Source organism: Pasteurella oralis (assembly GCF_002850605.1).
In the GTDB taxonomy this organism is placed as follows: domain Bacteria; phylum Pseudomonadota; class Gammaproteobacteria; order Enterobacterales; family Pasteurellaceae; genus Pasteurella; species Pasteurella oralis.
On the sequence record NZ_NXGB01000003.1, the window covers coordinates 1 to 18405 of the forward strand.

Genomic DNA, 18405 nt, shown 5'->3' on the forward strand with positions numbered 1-18405 from the left:
TTGTGGTTGAGTGTTTTTGTGTAGTATTTTTGCTTGGTTGGATAGACTGGATAGATTGGTTATACAAAACGCATGTTTTATACTGACATGCGTTTGTACTTTTAAGAATGATGGAATGTTAACTTCTTAGGCTTTTAGCTTCGGTGTTATCATGATTCAATGAGAAGTGTGATAAAACTTCACTAAAACTGACTGCACTTATATATAGATGTAATGAATTGAGATTGGTACTAACTTAATTAAAAAATGATTCTTCTATATATGCAATCATAAAATAAAGTGCTACAATCACGCGTTCAGAAACGAATCCCTATTTTTTTAGATTAAGTAATGGATTAAATTATGGCGTTAGAAATTAAGAAAAATACGCACGAAGATGATAGCTTAAAGTCAAAAGGCCTAAATAGTTTTTTATGGATTTTAGTTGTTGCTGTCATTGCAGGGGCGGCATTAGGTAATATCTACCTTGTAGAACAATTTTCTACCCCAATTCGTGTTGTTGGTGTAGTTATTTTATTGCTTGTTGCGCTCGGTATTGCGGCATTAACAAATCAAGGCACAAAAGCACGTCATTTTTTCAGCGAGTCGAAAATTGAATTAAGAAAAATTGTATGGCCTTCGCGTCAAGAAGCAACTCAGACCACTTTTATTGTTGCAGGTGTCACAATCCTTGTTTCATTAATTTTATGGGGATTAGATTCAGTTATCGTTGCATTAATTACGTTCTTAACAGATTTGAGGTTCTAATATGACAGATACCGCACCAAAAAAACGTTGGTATGTATTACAGGCTTTTTCAGGTTTTGAAGGGCGTGTGGCAGCAACTTTACGTGAATATATTAAATTACATCAAATGGAAGATCAGTTTGGTGAAGTACTTGTCCCAACAGAAGAAGTTGTTGAGAATGTGGCTGGGAAAAGACGTAAAAGTGAACGTAAATTTTTCCCTGGCTATGTATTAGTTCAGATGGAAATGAATGATGAAACTTGGCATTTAGTACGTAGTGTTCCGCGTGTAATGGGATTTATTGGTGGTACAGCCGATAAACCTGCACCGATTTCACAGCGTGAAGCGGATAGAATTTTAAACCGTTTACAAGAAAGTTCAGAAAAACCACGTCACAGAAAAGAATTCCAGCCTGGTGAAGAAGTTCGCGTCACTGAAGGACCATTCGCTGACTTTAATGGTACTGTGGAAGAAGTGGATTATGAAAAAGGTCGCTTAAAAGTGTCTGTTTCTATTTTTGGTCGTGCAACACCAGTTGAACTTGAGTTTAGTCAAGTGGAAAAAACAAACTAGATTCTGACCGTATTTTATTAATGCTTGATGTAAGCATAAAGTGCAATCATATTTTGAGTAATTTTACTTGAAGTTTGGGCTGTATTTAATTAGAATACAGCCTTTTCGTAAACAGGGGAGCTAGTAATAGCGTTATTACCCATTCTAGAGGAAGCTAAAAATGGCAAAAAAAGTACAAGCCTATGTTAAGTTGCAAGTTGCAGCTGGTATGGCTAACCCATCACCACCAGTTGGTCCTGCATTAGGTCAACAAGGTGTAAACATTATGGAATTCTGTAAAGCATTTAACGCTCGTACTGAGAGCTTAGAAAAAGGTTTACCAATTCCCGTTGTTATCACTGTATATGCAGACCGTTCATTTACTTTTATCACCAAAACACCACCTGCCGCAGTATTATTGAAAAAAGCAGCTGGTATTAAGTCTGGTTCGGGTAAACCGAACAAAGATAAAGTGGGTAAAGTCACTTTAGAGCAAATCCGTCAAATCGCTGAAACTAAAGCGGCAGATATGACTGGTGCATCTATCGAAACTAAGATGAAATCAATCGCTGGTACTGCTCGTTCAATGGGCTTAGTGGTGGAGGAATAATACGATGGCTAAATTGACTAAAAAAATGAAAGCAATCAAGGCTGGCGTAGATTCTACTAAAGCTTATGAAATCAACGAAGCAATCACTGTATTAAAACAGTTTGCAACTGCAAAATTTGTTGAGAGTGTAGATGTTGCGGTTAACTTAGGTATCGATCCTCGTAAATCTGATCAAAACGTACGTGGTGCAACAGTATTGCCACATGGTACGGGTCGTTCTGTACGTGTTGCTGTATTCACGCAAGGTGCGAATGCAGAAGCTGCTAAAGAAGCTGGTGCAGATTTAGTTGGTATGGAAGATTTAGCAGACTTAGTGAAAAAAGGTGAAATGAACTTTGACGTCGTCATTGCTTCTCCTGATGCAATGCGTGTTGTTGGTCAATTAGGTCAAATTTTAGGTCCACGTGGTTTAATGCCAAATCCTAAAGTTGGTACTGTAACACCAAACGTTGCTGAAGCTGTGAAGAATGCAAAATCAGGTCAGGTTCGTTACCGTAATGATAAAAACGGTATTATCCACACAACAATTGGTAAAGTAGATTTCAGCGAAGCACAGTTAAAAGAAAACTTACAAGCGTTATTAGCTGCATTAGCGAAAGCAAAACCGACGACATCTAAGGGTGTATTCATCAAGAAAGTAAGTATTTCTACAACTATGGGTGCTGGTGTAGCTGTTGATCAGTCTTCACTATAATTCATAGAATTAATTAAAAAAAGACCGCACTTTATGGCTATAAAGTGCGGTCTTTTCTATGAAAAATAATTATTGGCTAACTTTGATAAGTTGCCAAAGTCTTGCCACGTTTTGTGCAGTAGAAATTAGATTTTCTCTACCTTTTTTCAAAGTAGTTTCTAAATTTTCTACTTGGCGTAGTATCGGAAAAACAGCATCAATACCAATATCATATATCACTTCATAGTCTTCCTTTAAACTTCCAACAATTGCAATGACAGGTTTGTTAAAGTGTTTTGCAACTTTAGCAACTCCAGCTGGTGTTTTCCCTTGCGCTGTTTGGCTATCCATTCTGCCCTCTCCAGTAATAATTAAATTAGCACTCTCAACTTGTCTTGTTAGATTGACGGCATTAATGACAATATCTACGCCTGATTGTAGTTGGGCATTAGGAAGTAATAATAAGCCCGCCCCCATTCCACCTGCTGCGCCGCTACCAGGTTGTTCACGAATGTTAAGATGATATTGCTGCTCCACAATAGAAGAAAAATGATATAGCGCACGATCAAGCTGTTGTACCATTTCTACAGTCGCCCCTTTTTGTGGACCAAAAACGGCAGATGCTCCGTTTGCACCGCACAAAGGATTAGTAACATCACAAGCAATTTGAAGTTCTACTGCTTTTAGACGTGGGTCAAGATTGGTAAGATCAATAGCAGAAAGTTGCTGCAATGCAGCTCCGCCTAATTGAATTTCTCGCTGTTCCTGATCAAAGAACTTTCCACCTAATGCTTGTAGCATACCAACACCACCATCATTGGTGGCGCTGCCACCGATGCCGAGTATGATTTTTTTTATGCCGCTTTCAAGTGCTGCTTTAATTAATTGTCCCGTCCCAAAACTAGTTGTTTTTAATGGGTTTCGCTGCTCAGGTGGTACTAAATGTAACCCTGAGGCAGCCGCCATTTCAATGAAAGCAGTGTTTCTATCTCCTGATAGTCCCCATGTGGCAGAAATAGTATTACCAAGTGGAGCTATCACAGATGTTGAGATTAAACAGCCCTGTGTAGCATCGATAAGAGATTGCACTGTACCTTCACCACCATCAGCCATTGGTACTTTAATATATTGGGCGTGGGGAAAAATTTTCTTGAAGCCCGTTTCAATAGCATTAGCGACCTCAAGTGCGGTTAAACTTTCTTTAAAAGAATCAGGTGCAATCACAATTTTCATATTAAGATCCTATTAAACTAACACTAAATACAGCAGATAGACGGTTAAGATACCAACGATCCCCATGATAAAAGTCAGCATCGTTTGAGTACGATAGCCTTGTTGTGGCGTCATTTTAGTGAAATTAGTCACAACCCAGTAGTAACTGTCATTTGCATGGGATACACACATTGCACCCGCTGCAATTGCCATTACAGTTAATGAGGCTGCAATTTCAGAAGTTAAACCTAATGCACTCATTAACGAATCACTAGCGTTGAACATACCCATAATTGATGCTGTAGTAATAATTGCTACTGTTGAGCTACCTTGTGCTGTTTTTAAAATAGCAGAAATCAGGAATGGGAAGAAAATACCCGCAGTGCTGATGATATGCGCATTTTGTTTAATATATTCAACGAATCCTGCTTCAGTAATCACTTTACCTAATACTCCACCCGCTGCGGTAATAAAGAGAATAGGCCCCACTAATTTTAAAGTGTCATTTGTTAATGTATCAAATTCTGAGCTTTTACCAGACTGAATCAATAATAAGATGGCAAAAATAACACCAATAGCAAGAGCAATAATTGGATTTCCTAAGAACTGTAGCAATATACCCAAATTACCTTCTATTGCCATGATTTTACTGATTGAGCCTAATGCCATAAGTAAAATAGGTATAAAAATAGGTGCTAAACTTAAGAAACCACTTGGTAATTGGCCATATTGTTTGAGTAGTTCATCATAGCTTTTGCTAATGACTGGATCTGAATCATCTTCAATTAAAGTAATATTTTTACTTGTCCATTTTGCAAAAAGGTAACTAGCAAATAAGACGGGAAGTGAGACAACAGTCCCCATTCCAATGACAAGTAATAAATTATGGCTTAAACCAACCGCACCTGCTGCTGCAATTGGTCCTGGAGTTGGTGGTATAAAGACATGCGCAGCATAAAGCCCTGCACTCAACGCCACTGCCATACTTACTGGATTAGCGGCAATTTTTTTACGCAGAGCTTCACGTATCGGATTGAGAACAACAAAGCCACTATCACAAAAAACAGGGATACCAACAACCCAGCCCATGATCAGCATCGCAAGTTCAGGTTTTTTCTGACCAATGATTTTGACAACCATATCAGCAAGTTTTAGTGCAGCGCCTGTTTTTTCTAAAATGGTGCCTATGATTGCTCCAAAAATAATTACAATCCCAATACTTTTAAAGGTACCACTGAAACCATCACCTACAATACTCGGGATCTTATTGAGACTAATCCCAGCGATGAGTGCTAACGAAAGTGAGATAGTCATTAATGCTAAGAAAGGATGAACTTTGAGTTTTGCGATTAACCAAATCATAATAATGATGGCAATAACAAAACTAATAATGAGTGTAATACCGCTCATAATAACCTCCTTTATGTTGTTTAGGTTCAATCATTATTATTGTGAATTTGTACTAAAAAAGCTTTGTATAAAACTACAAGAATGTACAGGATGAAACGGAATTTATTGTTAGTTTGGCTAATTTTAAGGCAATAATAATGTACCCAAATATAAGATAAATAAATCAGTTATCTTATTGAAAGATAAACTAGTTATTTGCTCTATTTTATGGAGGCGGTAGCGCAATGTATTAATATGAATGAATAGCTTTTGGCTAGTGAGAGATAGATCACAATTTGATAAAAAATATTGTTGTAATGTTTTTCTAAGTAGGTGGTTTTGATCTTGTTGAATGAGTTTTTGGATTGGCTTGAGTAATTCTTCCGCTTGCCAAGAGCGAGTTAAATTTTGTAACAGGACAGGTAGCTGATATTGTTCAAAAAAGTAAATTGTTTTTTTAGGATGATATTGTAAACCATATTCAAGGGTCGAAAGTGCGGTTTGATAAGAATAATGTATTTTAGATTCACCAGTAAAGTAACCGCCGACAGCTATGTGATAATTGTGTAATATGGCTGTTTCTGGTAATAATTTAGCCAGCTCTTTGTGCTTAATTTGTGTTTGAGGAAGTAATAGTACAATTTTATCGAGTGCTAAAATTGCTAAATGATGAGTAAAATGAGGTTGTTGAAGATAGGTGATGAGTTCTTGTAGTAATTCTGCGCTAGTTGTAGATAATTGAATGATGACAACAATGTAAGGTTGCTGTAAATCAACATCAAAGAAATGAGCTTGTTGTTTAAGTTGTGTTATTTGTTGTGTTTCATCAAGCAGTTGCAGGATGAATTCTTCTTTATATCGATGTAGCCAACGTTCTTGCTCTAATAAAATATATTGCTCAATAATTAATTCAGCGGTCATTTTGACTAACTCGGTATAAGATCTTACTTTATCAGGTTCACCAGAAATACCTACCGCACCTACAATATTACCCAAATAGTTGATTGGCATATTGATACCTGGTTTAGCCTCAAAGTTCCATTTTTCTGCGAGCGTTTGATCAATTTCTACCACTTTATTTTCGCGTATCGCTACAATAGCGCCAATGTGTTTTTGGTTTACACGAGAACTGTCACCTGAAGCAATAATAATTCCATTTTCATCCATTACATTGACCGAGTTTTGGATAATGTTCATTGTACGGCTGACAATTTTTTGTGCGGTTTGTTTATTAATCTTCATCTCAATATATTGCACCTGATCACTGTATAAGACGTAATAATTTTGTATTATAGATTTCGTTGTCAAATGAGTTTTATAACAAAGTAAGCTTTATTAGCAAAACCTGAGAGAAACATCATAGCAGTAGTTTATTTTTTGATAAATTATATTTACAAAACAAGAAATTCTGATTATAATCCCGCATCTGAATTTTGCCATATAAATATAGTGGTGAAAATTGATGGTGCTTGACCAATTTCAAGCCCCGTCCAAGACCGTAGGGGAAATCAAGTGTTTCTTAATTATCCTACGTAGATGGTGAACAGAATAAGAATTTTTCTTGCTTCTGTGCACCGAAGTCGTCCTCATATTATTATTTATATGAGGTAATTTAAGTCCGAGAAATCGGAGTGTATTCAGGAGCTAAAAGCCAATGGCATTAAATCTTCAAGACAAACAAGCAATTGTTGCTGAAGTAAACGAAGCAGCCAAAGGTGCCCTATCAGCTGTTATCGCGGATTCTCGTGGTGTAACAGTAGATAAAATGACTGAATTACGTAAAGCAGCTCGTGAAAACGGTGTTTCAATGCGTGTAGTACGTAATACTTTATTACGTCGTGCAGTTGAAGGTACTGATTTTGAGTGCTTAAAAGATACGTTTGTAGGTCCAACACTTATCGCATTCTCTACTGAGCATCCAGGCGCAGCAGCCCGTTTGTTCAAAGATTTTGCAAAAGCAAACGATAAGTTTGAAATTAAAGGTGCAGCCTTTGAAGGTAAGATCCAAGATGTTGAATTCTTAGCAACATTACCAACTTACGACGAAGCAATTGCACGTTTAATGGGTACAATGAAAGAAGCTGCGGCAGGCAAACTTGTTCGCACTCTTGCAGCATTACGCGACAAATTACAAGAAGCAGCTTAATTCAGCCGTTTCTTTACTCGTTTAACTTTTTTACTTTAGGAATTGATTGTTATGTCATTAACTAACGAACAAATTATTGAAGCGATCGCTTCTAAATCTGTAACTGAAATCGTAGAATTAATCACTGCGATGGAAGAAAAATTTGGTGTTTCTGCAGCAGCGGCAGCAGTAGCTGTAGCAGCAGGTCCAGCAGAAGCAGCTGAAGAGAAAACTGAATTCGATGTAGTTCTTGCAGGCGCAGGTGCTAACAAAGTAGCAGTTATCAAAGCAGTACGTGGTGCAACTGGTTTAGGCTTAAAAGAAGCTAAAGACTTAGTAGAATCTGCTCCAGCAGTATTGAAAGAAGGCATCTCTAAAGCTGAAGCTGATGCACTTAAGAAAGAATTAGAAGAAGCTGGCGCACAAGTAGAAATCAAATAATTTTGGTTAACTTGTTAGCCCTTCAAGGCTCGATGGCTGGTGGTTTTTCCATCAGCCATTTTGTGCTATCAAAACAGGAATAAATTTCTCCGTTTGGTTTTTTCTGTTTTTCTCAAATTAATTAAGTTGACATAATTTGGGGTATCCGCTCATCAGAAGTAAGGTTCAGAGTGCGGTCATCTGGAAACGGTATCTTAATAACATACATCGCATACATAGTGTTTATTTCGATAACATTATGTGTTTGGTTCACTGAAACACAGCAGAGGAACCCTATGGTTTACTCATATACCGAGAAAAAACGTATTCGTAAAGACTTCGGCAAACGCCCGCAAGTTTTAAATGTACCTTATTTATTAACAATCCAACTTGACTCTTTTGATAAGTTTATCCAAAGAGATCCAGAAGGTTTGCAAGGATTAGAAGCTGCATTCCGTTCTGTTTTCCCAATTGTCAGCAATAATGGCAATACTGAATTACAATATGTCAGTTATCAATTAGGTGAGCCAGTATTTGATGTAAGAGAATGTCAAATTCGTGGTACTACTTACGCTGCGCCATTACGTGTTAAATTACGTTTAGTCAGCTATGATAAAGACGCTGCACCGGGCACAATTAAAGATATTAAAGAACAAGAAGTATATATGGGGGAAATCCCATTAATGACCGATAATGGTACCTTTGTCATTAATGGTACTGAACGTGTTATCGTGTCGCAATTACATCGTAGCCCAGGTGTATTCTTTGATTCTGACAAAGGTAAAACCCATTCTTCAGGTAAAGTTTTATATAATGCGCGCATTATTCCTTATCGTGGTTCTTGGTTAGATTTTGAGTTTGATCCAAAAGATAACTTATATGCGCGTATTGACCGTCGTCGTAAATTACCTGCAACTATTATTTTACGTGCATTAAACTACACTACAGAGCAAATCCTTGATCTTTTCTTCGATAAAGTTGTTTTTGAGATTAAAGATAACAAATTGCTTATGACATTAGTGCCAGAGAGATTACGTGGTGAGACAGCAACCTTTGATATCGAAGCAAATGGTAAAGTTTATATTGAACGTGGTCGTCGTATTACTGCACGTCATATTCGTGTATTAGAAAAAGATAATGTTACACAAGTTGAAGTACCAACGGAATATATTGTTGGTAAAGTGGCTGCTAAAGATTATGTCGATTTAGATACTGGTGAGGTGATTTGTCCTGCTAATATGGAAATTTCGTTAGAAATGTTGGCGAAATTATCACAAGCAGGCTATAAAACTATTGAAACGTTATTCACTAATGACTTAGATCATGGTCCTTATATTTCAGAAACATTGCGTGTTGATCCTTCGAATGATCGTTTAAGTGCGTTAGTTGAAATTTATCGTATGATGCGTCCAGGTGAACCACCTACGAAAGAAGCAGCAGAAAATTTATTTGATAATCTATTCTTTTCATCCGATCGTTATGATTTATCTGCAGTGGGTCGTATGAAATTTAATCGCTCTTTAGGTATTGATGAAGAGACTGGTAGCGGCATTTTAAGCAATGATGACATCATCGGTGTGATGAAGAAACTGATTGAGATCCGTAACGGTCGCGGTGAAGTGGATGATATTGACCACTTAGGTAACCGCCGTATTCGTTCAGTGGGCGAAATGGCGGAGAATCAATTCCGTATTGGTTTAGTGCGTGTTGAGAGAGCGGTGAAAGAACGCTTGTCTTTGGGCGATTTAGATGCCGTGACGCCACAAGATTTGATCAATGCAAAACCTATTTCTGCGGCGGTGAAAGAATTCTTTGGTTCTTCACAACTTTCACAATTTATGGATCAAAATAACCCGTTATCAGAAGTGACGCACAAACGTCGTATTTCTGCATTGGGTCCGGGTGGTTTAACACGTGAACGTGCAGGCTTTGAGGTGCGAGATGTTCACGCAACGCACTATGGTCGTGTCTGTCCAATCGAAACACCTGAAGGTCCAAACATTGGTTTGATTAACTCACTTTCTGTTTACGCGCGTACTAATGACTATGGATTTTTAGAAACACCATATCGTAAAGTAGTGAATGGTCAAGTGACGGAAGAAATTGAATATTTATCTGCAATTGAAGAAGGTAAGTATGTTATTGCACAGGCGAACTCAAATTTAGATGAAGATTTCCGTTTTACTGATGCTTTCGTCACTTGTCGTGGTGAACATGGTGAATCTGGTTTATACCGTCCAGACGAAATTCATTATATGGACGTTTCAACTCAACAAGTGGTTTCTGTTGCTGCGGCGTTAATCCCATTCCTTGAACATGATGATGCGAACCGTGCATTAATGGGTGCAAACATGCAACGTCAAGCAGTACCAACATTGCGTGCGGATAAACCATTAGTCGGTACTGGTATTGAAAAAGCAGTAGCAGTGGACTCTGGTGTCACTGTTATCGCGAAACGTGGTGGTACAATTCAATATGTTGATGCTTCACGTATCGTAGTAAAAGTCAATGAAGATGAAACGATCCCAGGTGAAGCAGGTATTGATATTTATAATCTTGTTAAATATACCCGTTCAAACCAAAATACTTGTATTAACCAAGTGCCTTGTGTGTCTTTAGGTGAACCTATTGGGCGTGGTGAGGTGTTAGCTGATGGTCCTTCAACGGATTTAGGTGAGCTAGCACTTGGTCAAAACATGCGTGTCGCCTTCATGCCTTGGAATGGTTATAACTTTGAAGACTCGATGTTAGTGTCTGAGCGTGTGGTACAAGAAGATCGTTTCACAACAATTCACATTCAAGAACTTTCTTGTGTGGCGCGTGACACTAAATTAGGCTCTGAAGAAATCACAGCAGATATTCCAAATGTGGGTGAAGCCGCATTAAGTAAACTGGATGAATCAGGTATTGTTTATATTGGGGCAGAAGTTAAAGGCGGAGATATTCTGGTGGGTAAAGTGACACCAAAAGGTGAAACACAATTAACTCCAGAAGAAAAATTGTTACGTGCAATCTTCGGTGAAAAGGCCTCAGATGTAAAAGATTCTTCATTACGTGTACCAAACAGTGTATCGGGTACGGTTATCGACGTTCAAGTCTTTACTCGCGATGGTGTCGAAAAAGACAAACGTGCGCTTGAAATCGAAGAAATGCAGTTAAAACAAGCGAAAAAAGACCTTGTGGAAGAATTAGAAATCCTTGAAGCTGGCTTGTTTACTCGTGTACGTAATCTCCTTATCGCTGGTGGTTTTGAAGCGAAAAATTTAGATAAATTAGACCGCACTAAATGGTTAGAGCAATCATTAAGTGATGAGTCACAGCAAAATCAATTAGAGCAGCTTGCTGAACAGTACGAAGAATTACGTAAAGAATTTGAGCGTAAGCTAGAAGTTCAACGTGGCAAGATCATTCAAGGTGATGATTTAGCACCAGGCGTATTGAAAGTAGTGAAAGTATATCTTGCTGTTAAACGCCAGATTCAACCAGGTGATAAGATGGCTGGTCGCCACGGTAACAAAGGGGTTATCTCAAAAATTAATCCTGTGGAAGATATGCCATACGATGAAAACGGTCAACCAGTTGATATCGTGTTGAACCCGCTGGGTGTTCCATCACGTATGAATATTGGTCAGATCTTAGAGACGCACTTAGGTTTAGCTGCGAAAGGTATCGGTGACAAGATCAATGCCATGATCAAGCAGCAACAAGAAGTGGCGAAATTGCGTGAGTATATGCAAAAAGCCTACGACTTGGGTCACGGTTCACAAAAAGTGGATTTAAGCACTTTCACTGATGAAGAAGTGATGCGTTTAGCACAGAACTTACGTAAAGGTTTACCGCTCGCAACCCCTGTATTTGATGGTGCACACGAAAGCGAAATCAAAGGTCTATTAGAGTTAGGTGGTTTACCGACTTCAGGTCAAATTACTTTATTTGATGGTCGTACTGGTGAGAAATTTGAGCGTCCAGTAACTGTAGGTTATATGTATATGCTCAAATTGAACCATTTAGTTGACGACAAAATGCATGCGCGTTCAACGGGTTCTTATAGCTTGGTTACACAGCAGCCATTGGGTGGTAAAGCACAGTTCGGTGGTCAGCGTTTTGGTGAGATGGAGGTATGGGCTCTTGAAGCATACGGTGCAGCATATACCTTACAAGAAATGCTAACTGTGAAATCTGATGACGTGAACGGTCGTACTAAGATGTATAAAAACATCGTAGGTGGTACACATCAAATGGATCCAGGTACACCAGAATCTTTCAACGTAATTATGAAAGAAATTCGCTCGCTTGGTATCAATATTGATTTGGATGAAGATTAATCTGACATCATAGCCAAGCTTGGTGTGAAGCAATGTACGCTCAAGTGCGGTGAAAATTTTTAAAATTTCGACCGCACTTGAATAAGTTTAACTCCGACAGGAGCAAATCTGTGAAAGACTTAGTTAAGTTTTTAAAAGCACAATCAAAAACAAGTGAAGATTTTGATGTGATCAAAATTGGTTTAGCCTCACCTGACATGATCCGTTCTTGGTCATTTGGTGAAGTTAAAAAGCCTGAAACCATTAACTACCGCACATTCAAACCAGAACGTGATGGTCTTTTCTGTGCCCGTATTTTTGGACCAGTAAAAGATTATGAATGTTTATGTGGTAAATATAAACGCTTAAAGCATCGTGGTGTGATTTGTGAAAAATGTGGTGTTGAAGTTACGCAAACTAAAGTACGTCGTGAGCGCATGGGGCACATTGAACTTGCCTCACCAGTGGCGCACATTTGGTTCTTAAAATCACTGCCGTCTCGTATTGGTTTATTATTAGATATGCCATTACGTGATATTGAGCGTGTATTATATTTTGAATCATATATTGTGATTGAGCCGGGCATGACTGATTTAGAAAAAGGTCAGCTGTTAACCGAAGAGCAGTATTTAGATGCAGAAGATCGTTGGGGTGATGAGTTTGACGCAAAAATGGGTGCAGAAGCAATTCAAGCCTTATTGCGCGATATGGACTTGCCTCAAGAATGTGAAAACTTACGTGAAGAATTACAAGAAACCAACTCAGAAACGAAACGTAAGAAAATCACTAAACGCTTAAAATTATTAGAAGCCTTTATTCAATCGGGTAACAAACCAGAATGGATGGTGATGACGGTATTACCCGTATTACCGCCAGATTTGCGCCCATTAGTCCCGCTTGATGGTGGTCGTTTTGCAACTTCGGATTTGAACGATTTGTATCGTCGTGTGATTAACCGTAACAACCGTTTAAAACGCCTTTTAGACTTAATCGCACCAGATATTATCGTGCGTAACGAAAAACGTATGTTACAAGAGTCTGTCGATGCATTATTAGATAATGGACGTCGTGGTCGTGCAATTACTGGTTCTAACCGTCGCCCATTAAAATCACTTGCGGACATGATCAAAGGTAAACAGGGTCGTTTCCGTCAAAATCTATTAGGTAAACGTGTTGACTATTCAGGTCGTTCAGTAATCACCGTAGGTCCATACTTACATCTACATCAATGTGGTTTACCGAAGAAAATGGCATTGGAATTATTCCGTCCGTTTATCTATGCAAAATTAGAAAGCCGTGGCTTCGCTTCAACGATTAAAGCAGCGAAGAAAATGGTTGAGCGTGAAGATGCGATCGTATGGGATATCTTAGCTGACGTGATTCGTGAGCATCCAATTTTATTAAACCGCGCACCAACCTTGCACCGTTTGGGTATTCAAGCATTTGAACCTTTATTAATCGAAGGTAAAGCGATCCAATTACACCCACTTGTTTGTGCGGCGTTTAACGCGGACTTCGACGGTGACCAAATGGCGGTTCACGTGCCATTGACATTAGAAGCACAGTTAGAAGCCCGTGCATTAATGATGTCAACTAACAACATTTTATCACCAGCAAACGGTGAACCAATTATCGTTCCTTCACAAGATGTGGTATTAGGTCTGTATTATATGACTCGCGATAAAGTGAACGGTAAAGGCGAAGGCATGTTGCTACAAGATCCACGTGAAGCGGAAAAAGCGTATCGTACAGGTCAAGCAGAATTACATTCACGTGTGAAAGTGCGTATTACTGAATATGCGAAAAACGCGGCAGGTGAATTTGAGCCACAAACAAACTTAGTGGATACCACTATTGGTCGCGCTATCCTATGGATGATTGCACCAAAAGGTATGCCATTTAGCTTGTTTAACCAAACCTTAGGTAAAAAAGCAATTTCTAAATTGATTAATGAAAGCTATCGCCGTTTAGGGATGAAACCGAGTGTGCTTTTCGCTGACCAAATTATGTATACTGGTTTTGCTTATGCAGCACGTTCTGGTTCATCAGTGGGTATCGATGATATGGTGATCCCAGCGAAGAAATATGAAATTATTTCTGCAGCAGAAGAAGAAGTCGCGGAAATTCAAGAACAGTTCCAATCAGGTCTAGTGACAGCAGGTGAACGCTATAACAAAGTGATCGATATTTGGGCTGCAGCAAATGAACGCGTAGCAAAAGCGATGATGGAAAATCTGTCTACAGAAGAAGTCATTAACCGTGAAGGTCAGCCAGAAAAACAAGCTTCATTTAACAGTATCTTTATGATGGCAGATTCTGGTGCGCGTGGTTCTGCAGCACAGATTCGTCAGCTAGCGGGTATGCGTGGCTTGATGGCACGTCCAGATGGTTCGATCATTGAAACACCAATTACCGCAAACTTCCGTGAAGGTTTGAACGTATTACAGTACTTTATTTCAACTCACGGTGCGCGTAAAGGTCTTGCGGATACAGCATTAAAAACAGCAAACTCCGGTTACTTAACCCGTCGTTTAGTGGACGTGGCACAAGATTTAGTGATCATCGAAGATGACTGTGGTACACACGAAGGTATCGTGATGACCCCATTAATTGAGGGTGGTGATGTTAAAGAAGCATTACGTGATCGTGTATTAGGGCGTGTTGTTGCAGAAGATGTATTAAAACCAGGTACTGAAGATGTATTAATCCCACGTAATACTTTATTAGATGAGAAGTTATGTGATGTGATTGATGAAAACTCAGTCGATAGCATTAAAGTACGTTCAGTTGTAACTTGTAATACAGACTTTGGAGTGTGTGCAAAATGTTATGGACGTGATCTTGCACGTGGTCACTTAATTAACCAAGGTGAAGCGGTGGGTGTGATTGCAGCACAATCAATCGGTGAACCAGGTACACAGTTGACCATGCGTACGTTCCATATCGGTGGTGCGGCATCTGCGGCAGCGAAAGAATCCAGTGTTCAAGTGAAAAATACAGGTACATTACGTTTAGCTAATGTGAAATTCGTGACTAACAACGAAGGTAAATTAGTATTAACTTCACGTAACACAGAACTAACGATTATTGATGCTTTTGGTCGTACAAAAGAACATTATAAAGTGCCTTACGGTGCGATCCTAAGCAAAGCTGATGGCCAAGAAGTCAAGGCAGGTGAAACGGTTGCAAATTGGGATCCACATACTATGCCAGTTGTTTCTGAGGTAAGTGGTTTCGTGAAATTCATGGATATCATTGATGGCTTAACTGTAACCCGTCAAACGGATGAATTAACTGGTTTATCATCAATTGTTGTACAAGATGTAGGTGAGCGTGCAACGGCTGGTAAAGATTTACGTCCAGCGATTAAACTTGTTGATACAAAAGGCAATGATATTTTAATCCCAGGCACAGATGTAGTTGCTCAATACTTCTTACCAGGTAAAGCAATTGTGACTTTAGATGATGGTGCAGAAGTACACATTGGTGATCCATTAGCACGTATTCCACAAGAATCTGTGGGTACGAAAGATATTACTGGTGGTCTTCCTCGCGTTGCAGATTTATTTGAAGCGCGTAAACCGAAAGAACCAGCTATCTTAGCTGAGATCTCTGGTATCGTATCGTTTGGTAAAGAAACTAAGGGTAAACGCCGTTTATTAATTACACCAGCGGAAGGCGAAACTTACGAAGAAATGATTCCTAAATGGCGTCAGCTCAACGTATTTGAAGGTGAAATGGTTGAGCGTGGTGACTTGATTTCTGATGGCGCAGAGACTCCGCATGATATTTTACGTTTACGTGGTGTACATGCAGTTACTGACTACATTGTGAATGAAGTTCAAGAAGTTTACCGCTTACAAGGGGTAAAAATTAACGATAAACACATCGAAGTTATTGTGCGCCAGATGTTACGTAAAGCAATTATCACTAAAGCTTATGACTCTGAGTTCTTAGAAGGTGAACAAGTTGAAGTTGCGCGTATTAAGATCGTGAATCGTAAACGCGAGGCTGAAGGTAAACCATTAGTTGAGTTTGAGCGTGAATTACTTGGTATTACTAAAGCATCTCTTGCAACCGAGTCATTTATCTCAGCTGCATCATTCCAAGAAACAACACGTGTGTTAACGGAAGCTGCAGTTGCTGGTAAGCGTGATGAATTACGTGGCTTGAAAGAAAATGTCATCGTTGGTCGTTTAATTCCAGCAGGTACAGGTTTTGCTTATCACCAAAATCGCCAGAAGAAAGTCATTATGTCTGATGATATTCCAGTCAAACTTTCTGCAGCAGATGAAGAAGAGATTGCTTCAGAATTTGTGATGACTTCTGAGGATGCAAGTGCAAGTTTAGCTGAAATGCTAAATATGGTTGAAGTTGATGATGCACAATAAGCACTAATAGCTCAAAACCCCGAACAAATGTTCGGGGTTTTTTATTCGCTAAATGACCAAATTCCTTTTATAATGACCGCACTTTATTCAGTTATTATCGCCAAAAGAGCGGTCAGTTTTTTCAAAATTTTGTGAGTTTATATGAAACCAATTCAACCTAATGACACTGGATTTTGGCTGTTAACACAAGGGTCATCTTTGCATCTCATTGAAGGTCAGCTACCACAGGGAAAAGCGCTTGATTTTAATTTACAAGGTTTAAATGCGATGGTGATTGGTGAACTAGCACGACAACCAGTGTATTTAGTTGAAGAAAAGTTATCTGATTCAAGGCAATATTTCTCTTTACGTGATCAGTTATTCTTACCTGAAGATGTATTTAATGTGTTGAGTTGCGGTGTTGAACTGAATTATTTTCTTAATACACATCGCTTTTGTGGTAAATGTGGTTCCCCCACTCAAATTACAGAAAATGAATGGGCAGTAGAATGTCAAAGTATGCATTGCACATACCGTACTTACCCTGTGATTCATCCTTGTATTATTGTGGCTGTACGCCGTGGACGTGAGATTTTATTAGCTAACCATTTACGTCATAAAGGTGGAATTTATACTACATTGGCTGGGTTTGTCGAAGTTGGGGAAACCTTTGAACAAGCAGTACATCGCGAAGTTTTTGAGGAAACAGGTATTAAAATTAATAATCTACGTTATTTTGGTAGTCAGCCATGGGCATTTCCAAATTCGGTAATGGTTGGGTTTTTAGCTGACTATGAAGGTGGGGAAATTTGTTTACAAGAGACTGAGATTTGTGATGCAAAATGGTTTCGTTATGATAGCGTTTTACCAGAGCTTCCACCACGAGGGACTATTGCATTGAAATTAATTGAGCATACATTAAAGCTTTGTGCGGAAGAAGAAAGGAAAATAAAATGACAACATTAAAAAATGATCGTTATTTACGCGCATTATTGCGCCAGCCAGTAGACATGACACCAGTTTGGATGATGCGACAAGCGGGACGTTATTTACCTGAATATAAGGCAACGCGCGCAATGGCAGGTGATTTTATGTCTTTATGTCGTCATGCAGAATTAGCTTGTGAAGTGACATTACAACCGCTGCGTCGCTACGCACTTGATGCGGCAATTTTATTCTCCGATATTTTAACTATTCCTGATGCAATGGGGCTGGGTTTGAGTTTTGGTGCTGGCGAGGGACCTAAGTTCGCACATCCTATTGAAAGTAAAAGTGCGGTTGATAATTTACCGATTCCAGATCCAGAGGGGGAATTGCAATATGTAATGAATGCGGTACGTACTATTCGCCACGAACTAAAAGGTGAAGTGCCATTGATAGGCTTTTCTGGTAGCCCATGGACATTAGCAACTTATATGGTTGAAGGTGGAAGCAGTAAGGCATTTACTAAAATTAAAAGAATGATGTATGCCGAACCGCAATTGTTGCATCGCTTATTAGATAAATTAGCAAAGGCAGTAATACTCTATTTAAATGCTCAGATTAAAGCTGGTGCACAGTCAGTGATGGTTTTTGATACATGGGGCGGCGTTCTTGGACATCGTGAGTATTTAGATTTTTCATTGCAGTACATGCATAAAATTGTTGATGGTTTGATTCGTGAAAATGAAGGTCGTAAAGTCCCTGTAACTTTATTTACTAAGGGGGGAGGTCTATGGCTGGAGGCAATGGCTGAGACGGGTTGTGATGCTTTAGGATTAGATTGGACCGTCAATCTAGCAGAAGCGAAAGCTCGAGTTGGACATAAAGTTGCTTTACAGGGTAATATGGATCCTTCTGTGTTATATGCTTCTCCTGACCGTATTGAACAAGAAGTGCGGTCGATTTTAGCCGATTTTGGACAAGGAAGTGGGCATGTGTTCAATTTAGGACACGGTATTCACCAAGATGTACCTGAGAGCAGCCCAAAAGTGTTTGTTGATGCTATTCATCACTATTCTAAAAATTACCATAAATAAAGTAC

13 protein-coding genes are annotated in these 18405 nt (G+C 39.0%); 10 read left to right on the forward strand and 3 right to left on the reverse strand.

Going from position 1 to position 18405, the window contains the following annotated elements; genetic code table 11:
* Nucleotides 1-342: 342 nt before the first annotated feature.
* The 4 genes from secE (at nt 343) to rplA (ending at nt 2583) form a co-directional block, all read left to right on the forward strand.
* Nucleotides 343-747 carry a preprotein translocase subunit SecE gene (secE, locus tag C0975_RS04315; protein ID WP_101775172.1) on the forward strand — a complete coding sequence of 135 codons (405 nt, stop codon included), beginning with the start codon at nt 343-345 and terminating at the stop codon, nt 745-747.
* Nucleotide 748: 1 nt separating this feature from the next.
* Nucleotides 749-1300: a transcription termination/antitermination protein NusG gene (nusG, locus tag C0975_RS04320; protein WP_101775173.1), complete on the forward strand. Its 552-nt coding sequence runs from the start codon at nt 749-751 to the stop codon at nt 1298-1300.
* Nucleotides 1301-1460: 160 nt separating this feature from the next.
* Nucleotides 1461-1889 carry a 50S ribosomal protein L11 gene (gene rplK, locus C0975_RS04325; protein WP_005763439.1) on the forward strand — a complete coding sequence of 143 codons (429 nt, stop codon included), beginning with the start codon at nt 1461-1463 and terminating at the stop codon, nt 1887-1889.
* 4 nt (nt 1890-1893) lie between these two features.
* The gene (rplA, locus tag C0975_RS04330) at nt 1894-2583 is read left to right on the forward strand and encodes a 50S ribosomal protein L1 (RefSeq protein ID WP_101775174.1); all 690 of its coding nucleotides are present in this window, start codon (nt 1894-1896) and stop codon (nt 2581-2583) included.
* 69 nt (nt 2584-2652) lie between these two features.
* On the opposite strand, the gene C0975_RS04335 is transcribed toward rplA, so the two are convergent.
* The 3 genes from C0975_RS04335 to C0975_RS04345 all read right to left on the reverse strand — a co-directional run bounded on the left by C0975_RS04335 (nt 2653) and on the right by C0975_RS04345 (nt 6405).
* Nucleotides 2653-3795, reverse strand: coding sequence for a glycerate kinase (locus tag C0975_RS04335; protein ID WP_101775175.1), 1143 nt, complete (start codon nt 3793-3795; stop codon nt 2653-2655).
* Nucleotides 3796-3807: 12 nt separating this feature from the next.
* Nucleotides 3808-5184 carry a GntP family permease gene (locus C0975_RS04340; RefSeq protein WP_101775176.1) on the reverse strand — a complete coding sequence of 459 codons (1377 nt, stop codon included), beginning with the start codon at nt 5182-5184 and terminating at the stop codon, nt 3808-3810.
* A gap of 123 nt (nt 5185-5307) precedes the next feature.
* Nucleotides 5308-6405 (reverse strand): sugar diacid recognition domain-containing protein, encoded by a 1098-nt coding sequence (locus C0975_RS04345; RefSeq protein ID WP_101775177.1) that lies wholly within the window; start codon nt 6403-6405, stop codon nt 5308-5310.
* A 412-nt stretch (nt 6406-6817) separates the two neighbouring features.
* Between C0975_RS04345 and rplJ the strand changes: the two genes are divergently transcribed.
* The 6 genes from rplJ to hemE all read left to right on the forward strand — a co-directional run bounded on the left by rplJ (nt 6818) and on the right by hemE (nt 18400).
* Nucleotides 6818-7309, forward strand: coding sequence for a 50S ribosomal protein L10 (gene rplJ / locus C0975_RS04350; protein ID WP_049214725.1), 492 nt, complete (start codon nt 6818-6820; stop codon nt 7307-7309).
* Nucleotides 7310-7360: 51 nt separating this feature from the next.
* A complete protein-coding gene (gene rplL / locus C0975_RS04355) occupies nt 7361-7729 on the forward strand; it encodes a 50S ribosomal protein L7/L12 (protein ID WP_049214724.1) in 369 nt (122 codons plus the stop codon).
* Nucleotides 7730-8004: 275 nt separating this feature from the next.
* Nucleotides 8005-12033: a DNA-directed RNA polymerase subunit beta gene (rpoB, locus tag C0975_RS04360; protein ID WP_101775178.1), complete on the forward strand. Its 4029-nt coding sequence runs from the start codon at nt 8005-8007 to the stop codon at nt 12031-12033.
* Between the two features lie 110 nt (nt 12034-12143).
* The gene (gene rpoC, locus C0975_RS04365; protein ID WP_101775179.1) at nt 12144-16403 is read left to right on the forward strand and encodes a DNA-directed RNA polymerase subunit beta'; all 4260 of its coding nucleotides are present in this window, start codon (nt 12144-12146) and stop codon (nt 16401-16403) included.
* Nucleotides 16404-16544: 141 nt separating this feature from the next.
* Entirely contained in the window at nt 16545-17339 is a 795-nt protein-coding gene (gene nudC / locus C0975_RS04370; protein WP_101775180.1) for an NAD(+) diphosphatase, read from the forward strand.
* Nucleotides 17336-18400 carry a uroporphyrinogen decarboxylase gene (gene hemE / locus C0975_RS04375; protein ID WP_101775181.1) on the forward strand — a complete coding sequence of 355 codons (1065 nt, stop codon included), beginning with the start codon at nt 17336-17338 and terminating at the stop codon, nt 18398-18400. Before nudC ends, hemE begins: the two co-directional genes overlap by 4 nt.
* The last annotated feature ends 5 nt before the right edge of the window (nt 18401-18405 follow it).

Bases quoted from the DNA above. Each gene is read 5' to 3' on its own strand.
- secE (WP_101775172.1), top strand. From the start codon at position 343: ATGGCGTTAGAAATTAAGAAAAATACGCACGAAGATGATAGCTTAAAG.
- nusG (WP_101775173.1), top strand. From the start codon at position 749: ATGACAGATACCGCACCAAAAAAACGTTGGTATGTATTACAGGCTTTT.
- rplK (WP_005763439.1), top strand. From the start codon at position 1,461: ATGGCAAAAAAAGTACAAGCCTATGTTAAGTTGCAAGTTGCAGCTGGT.
- rplA (WP_101775174.1), top strand. From the start codon at position 1,894: ATGGCTAAATTGACTAAAAAAATGAAAGCAATCAAGGCTGGCGTAGAT.
- C0975_RS04335 (WP_101775175.1), bottom strand. From the start codon at position 3,795: ATGAAAATTGTGATTGCACCTGATTCTTTTAAAGAAAGTTTAACCGCA.
- C0975_RS04340 (WP_101775176.1), bottom strand. From the start codon at position 5,184: ATGAGCGGTATTACACTCATTATTAGTTTTGTTATTGCCATCATTATT.
- C0975_RS04345 (WP_101775177.1), bottom strand. From the start codon at position 6,405: ATGAAGATTAATAAACAAACCGCACAAAAAATTGTCAGCCGTACAATG.
- rplJ (WP_049214725.1), top strand. From the start codon at position 6,818: ATGGCATTAAATCTTCAAGACAAACAAGCAATTGTTGCTGAAGTAAAC.
- rplL (WP_049214724.1), top strand. From the start codon at position 7,361: ATGTCATTAACTAACGAACAAATTATTGAAGCGATCGCTTCTAAATCT.
- rpoB (WP_101775178.1), top strand. From the start codon at position 8,005: ATGGTTTACTCATATACCGAGAAAAAACGTATTCGTAAAGACTTCGGC.
- nudC (WP_101775180.1), top strand. From the start codon at position 16,545: ATGAAACCAATTCAACCTAATGACACTGGATTTTGGCTGTTAACACAA.
- hemE (WP_101775181.1), top strand. From the start codon at position 17,336: ATGACAACATTAAAAAATGATCGTTATTTACGCGCATTATTGCGCCAG.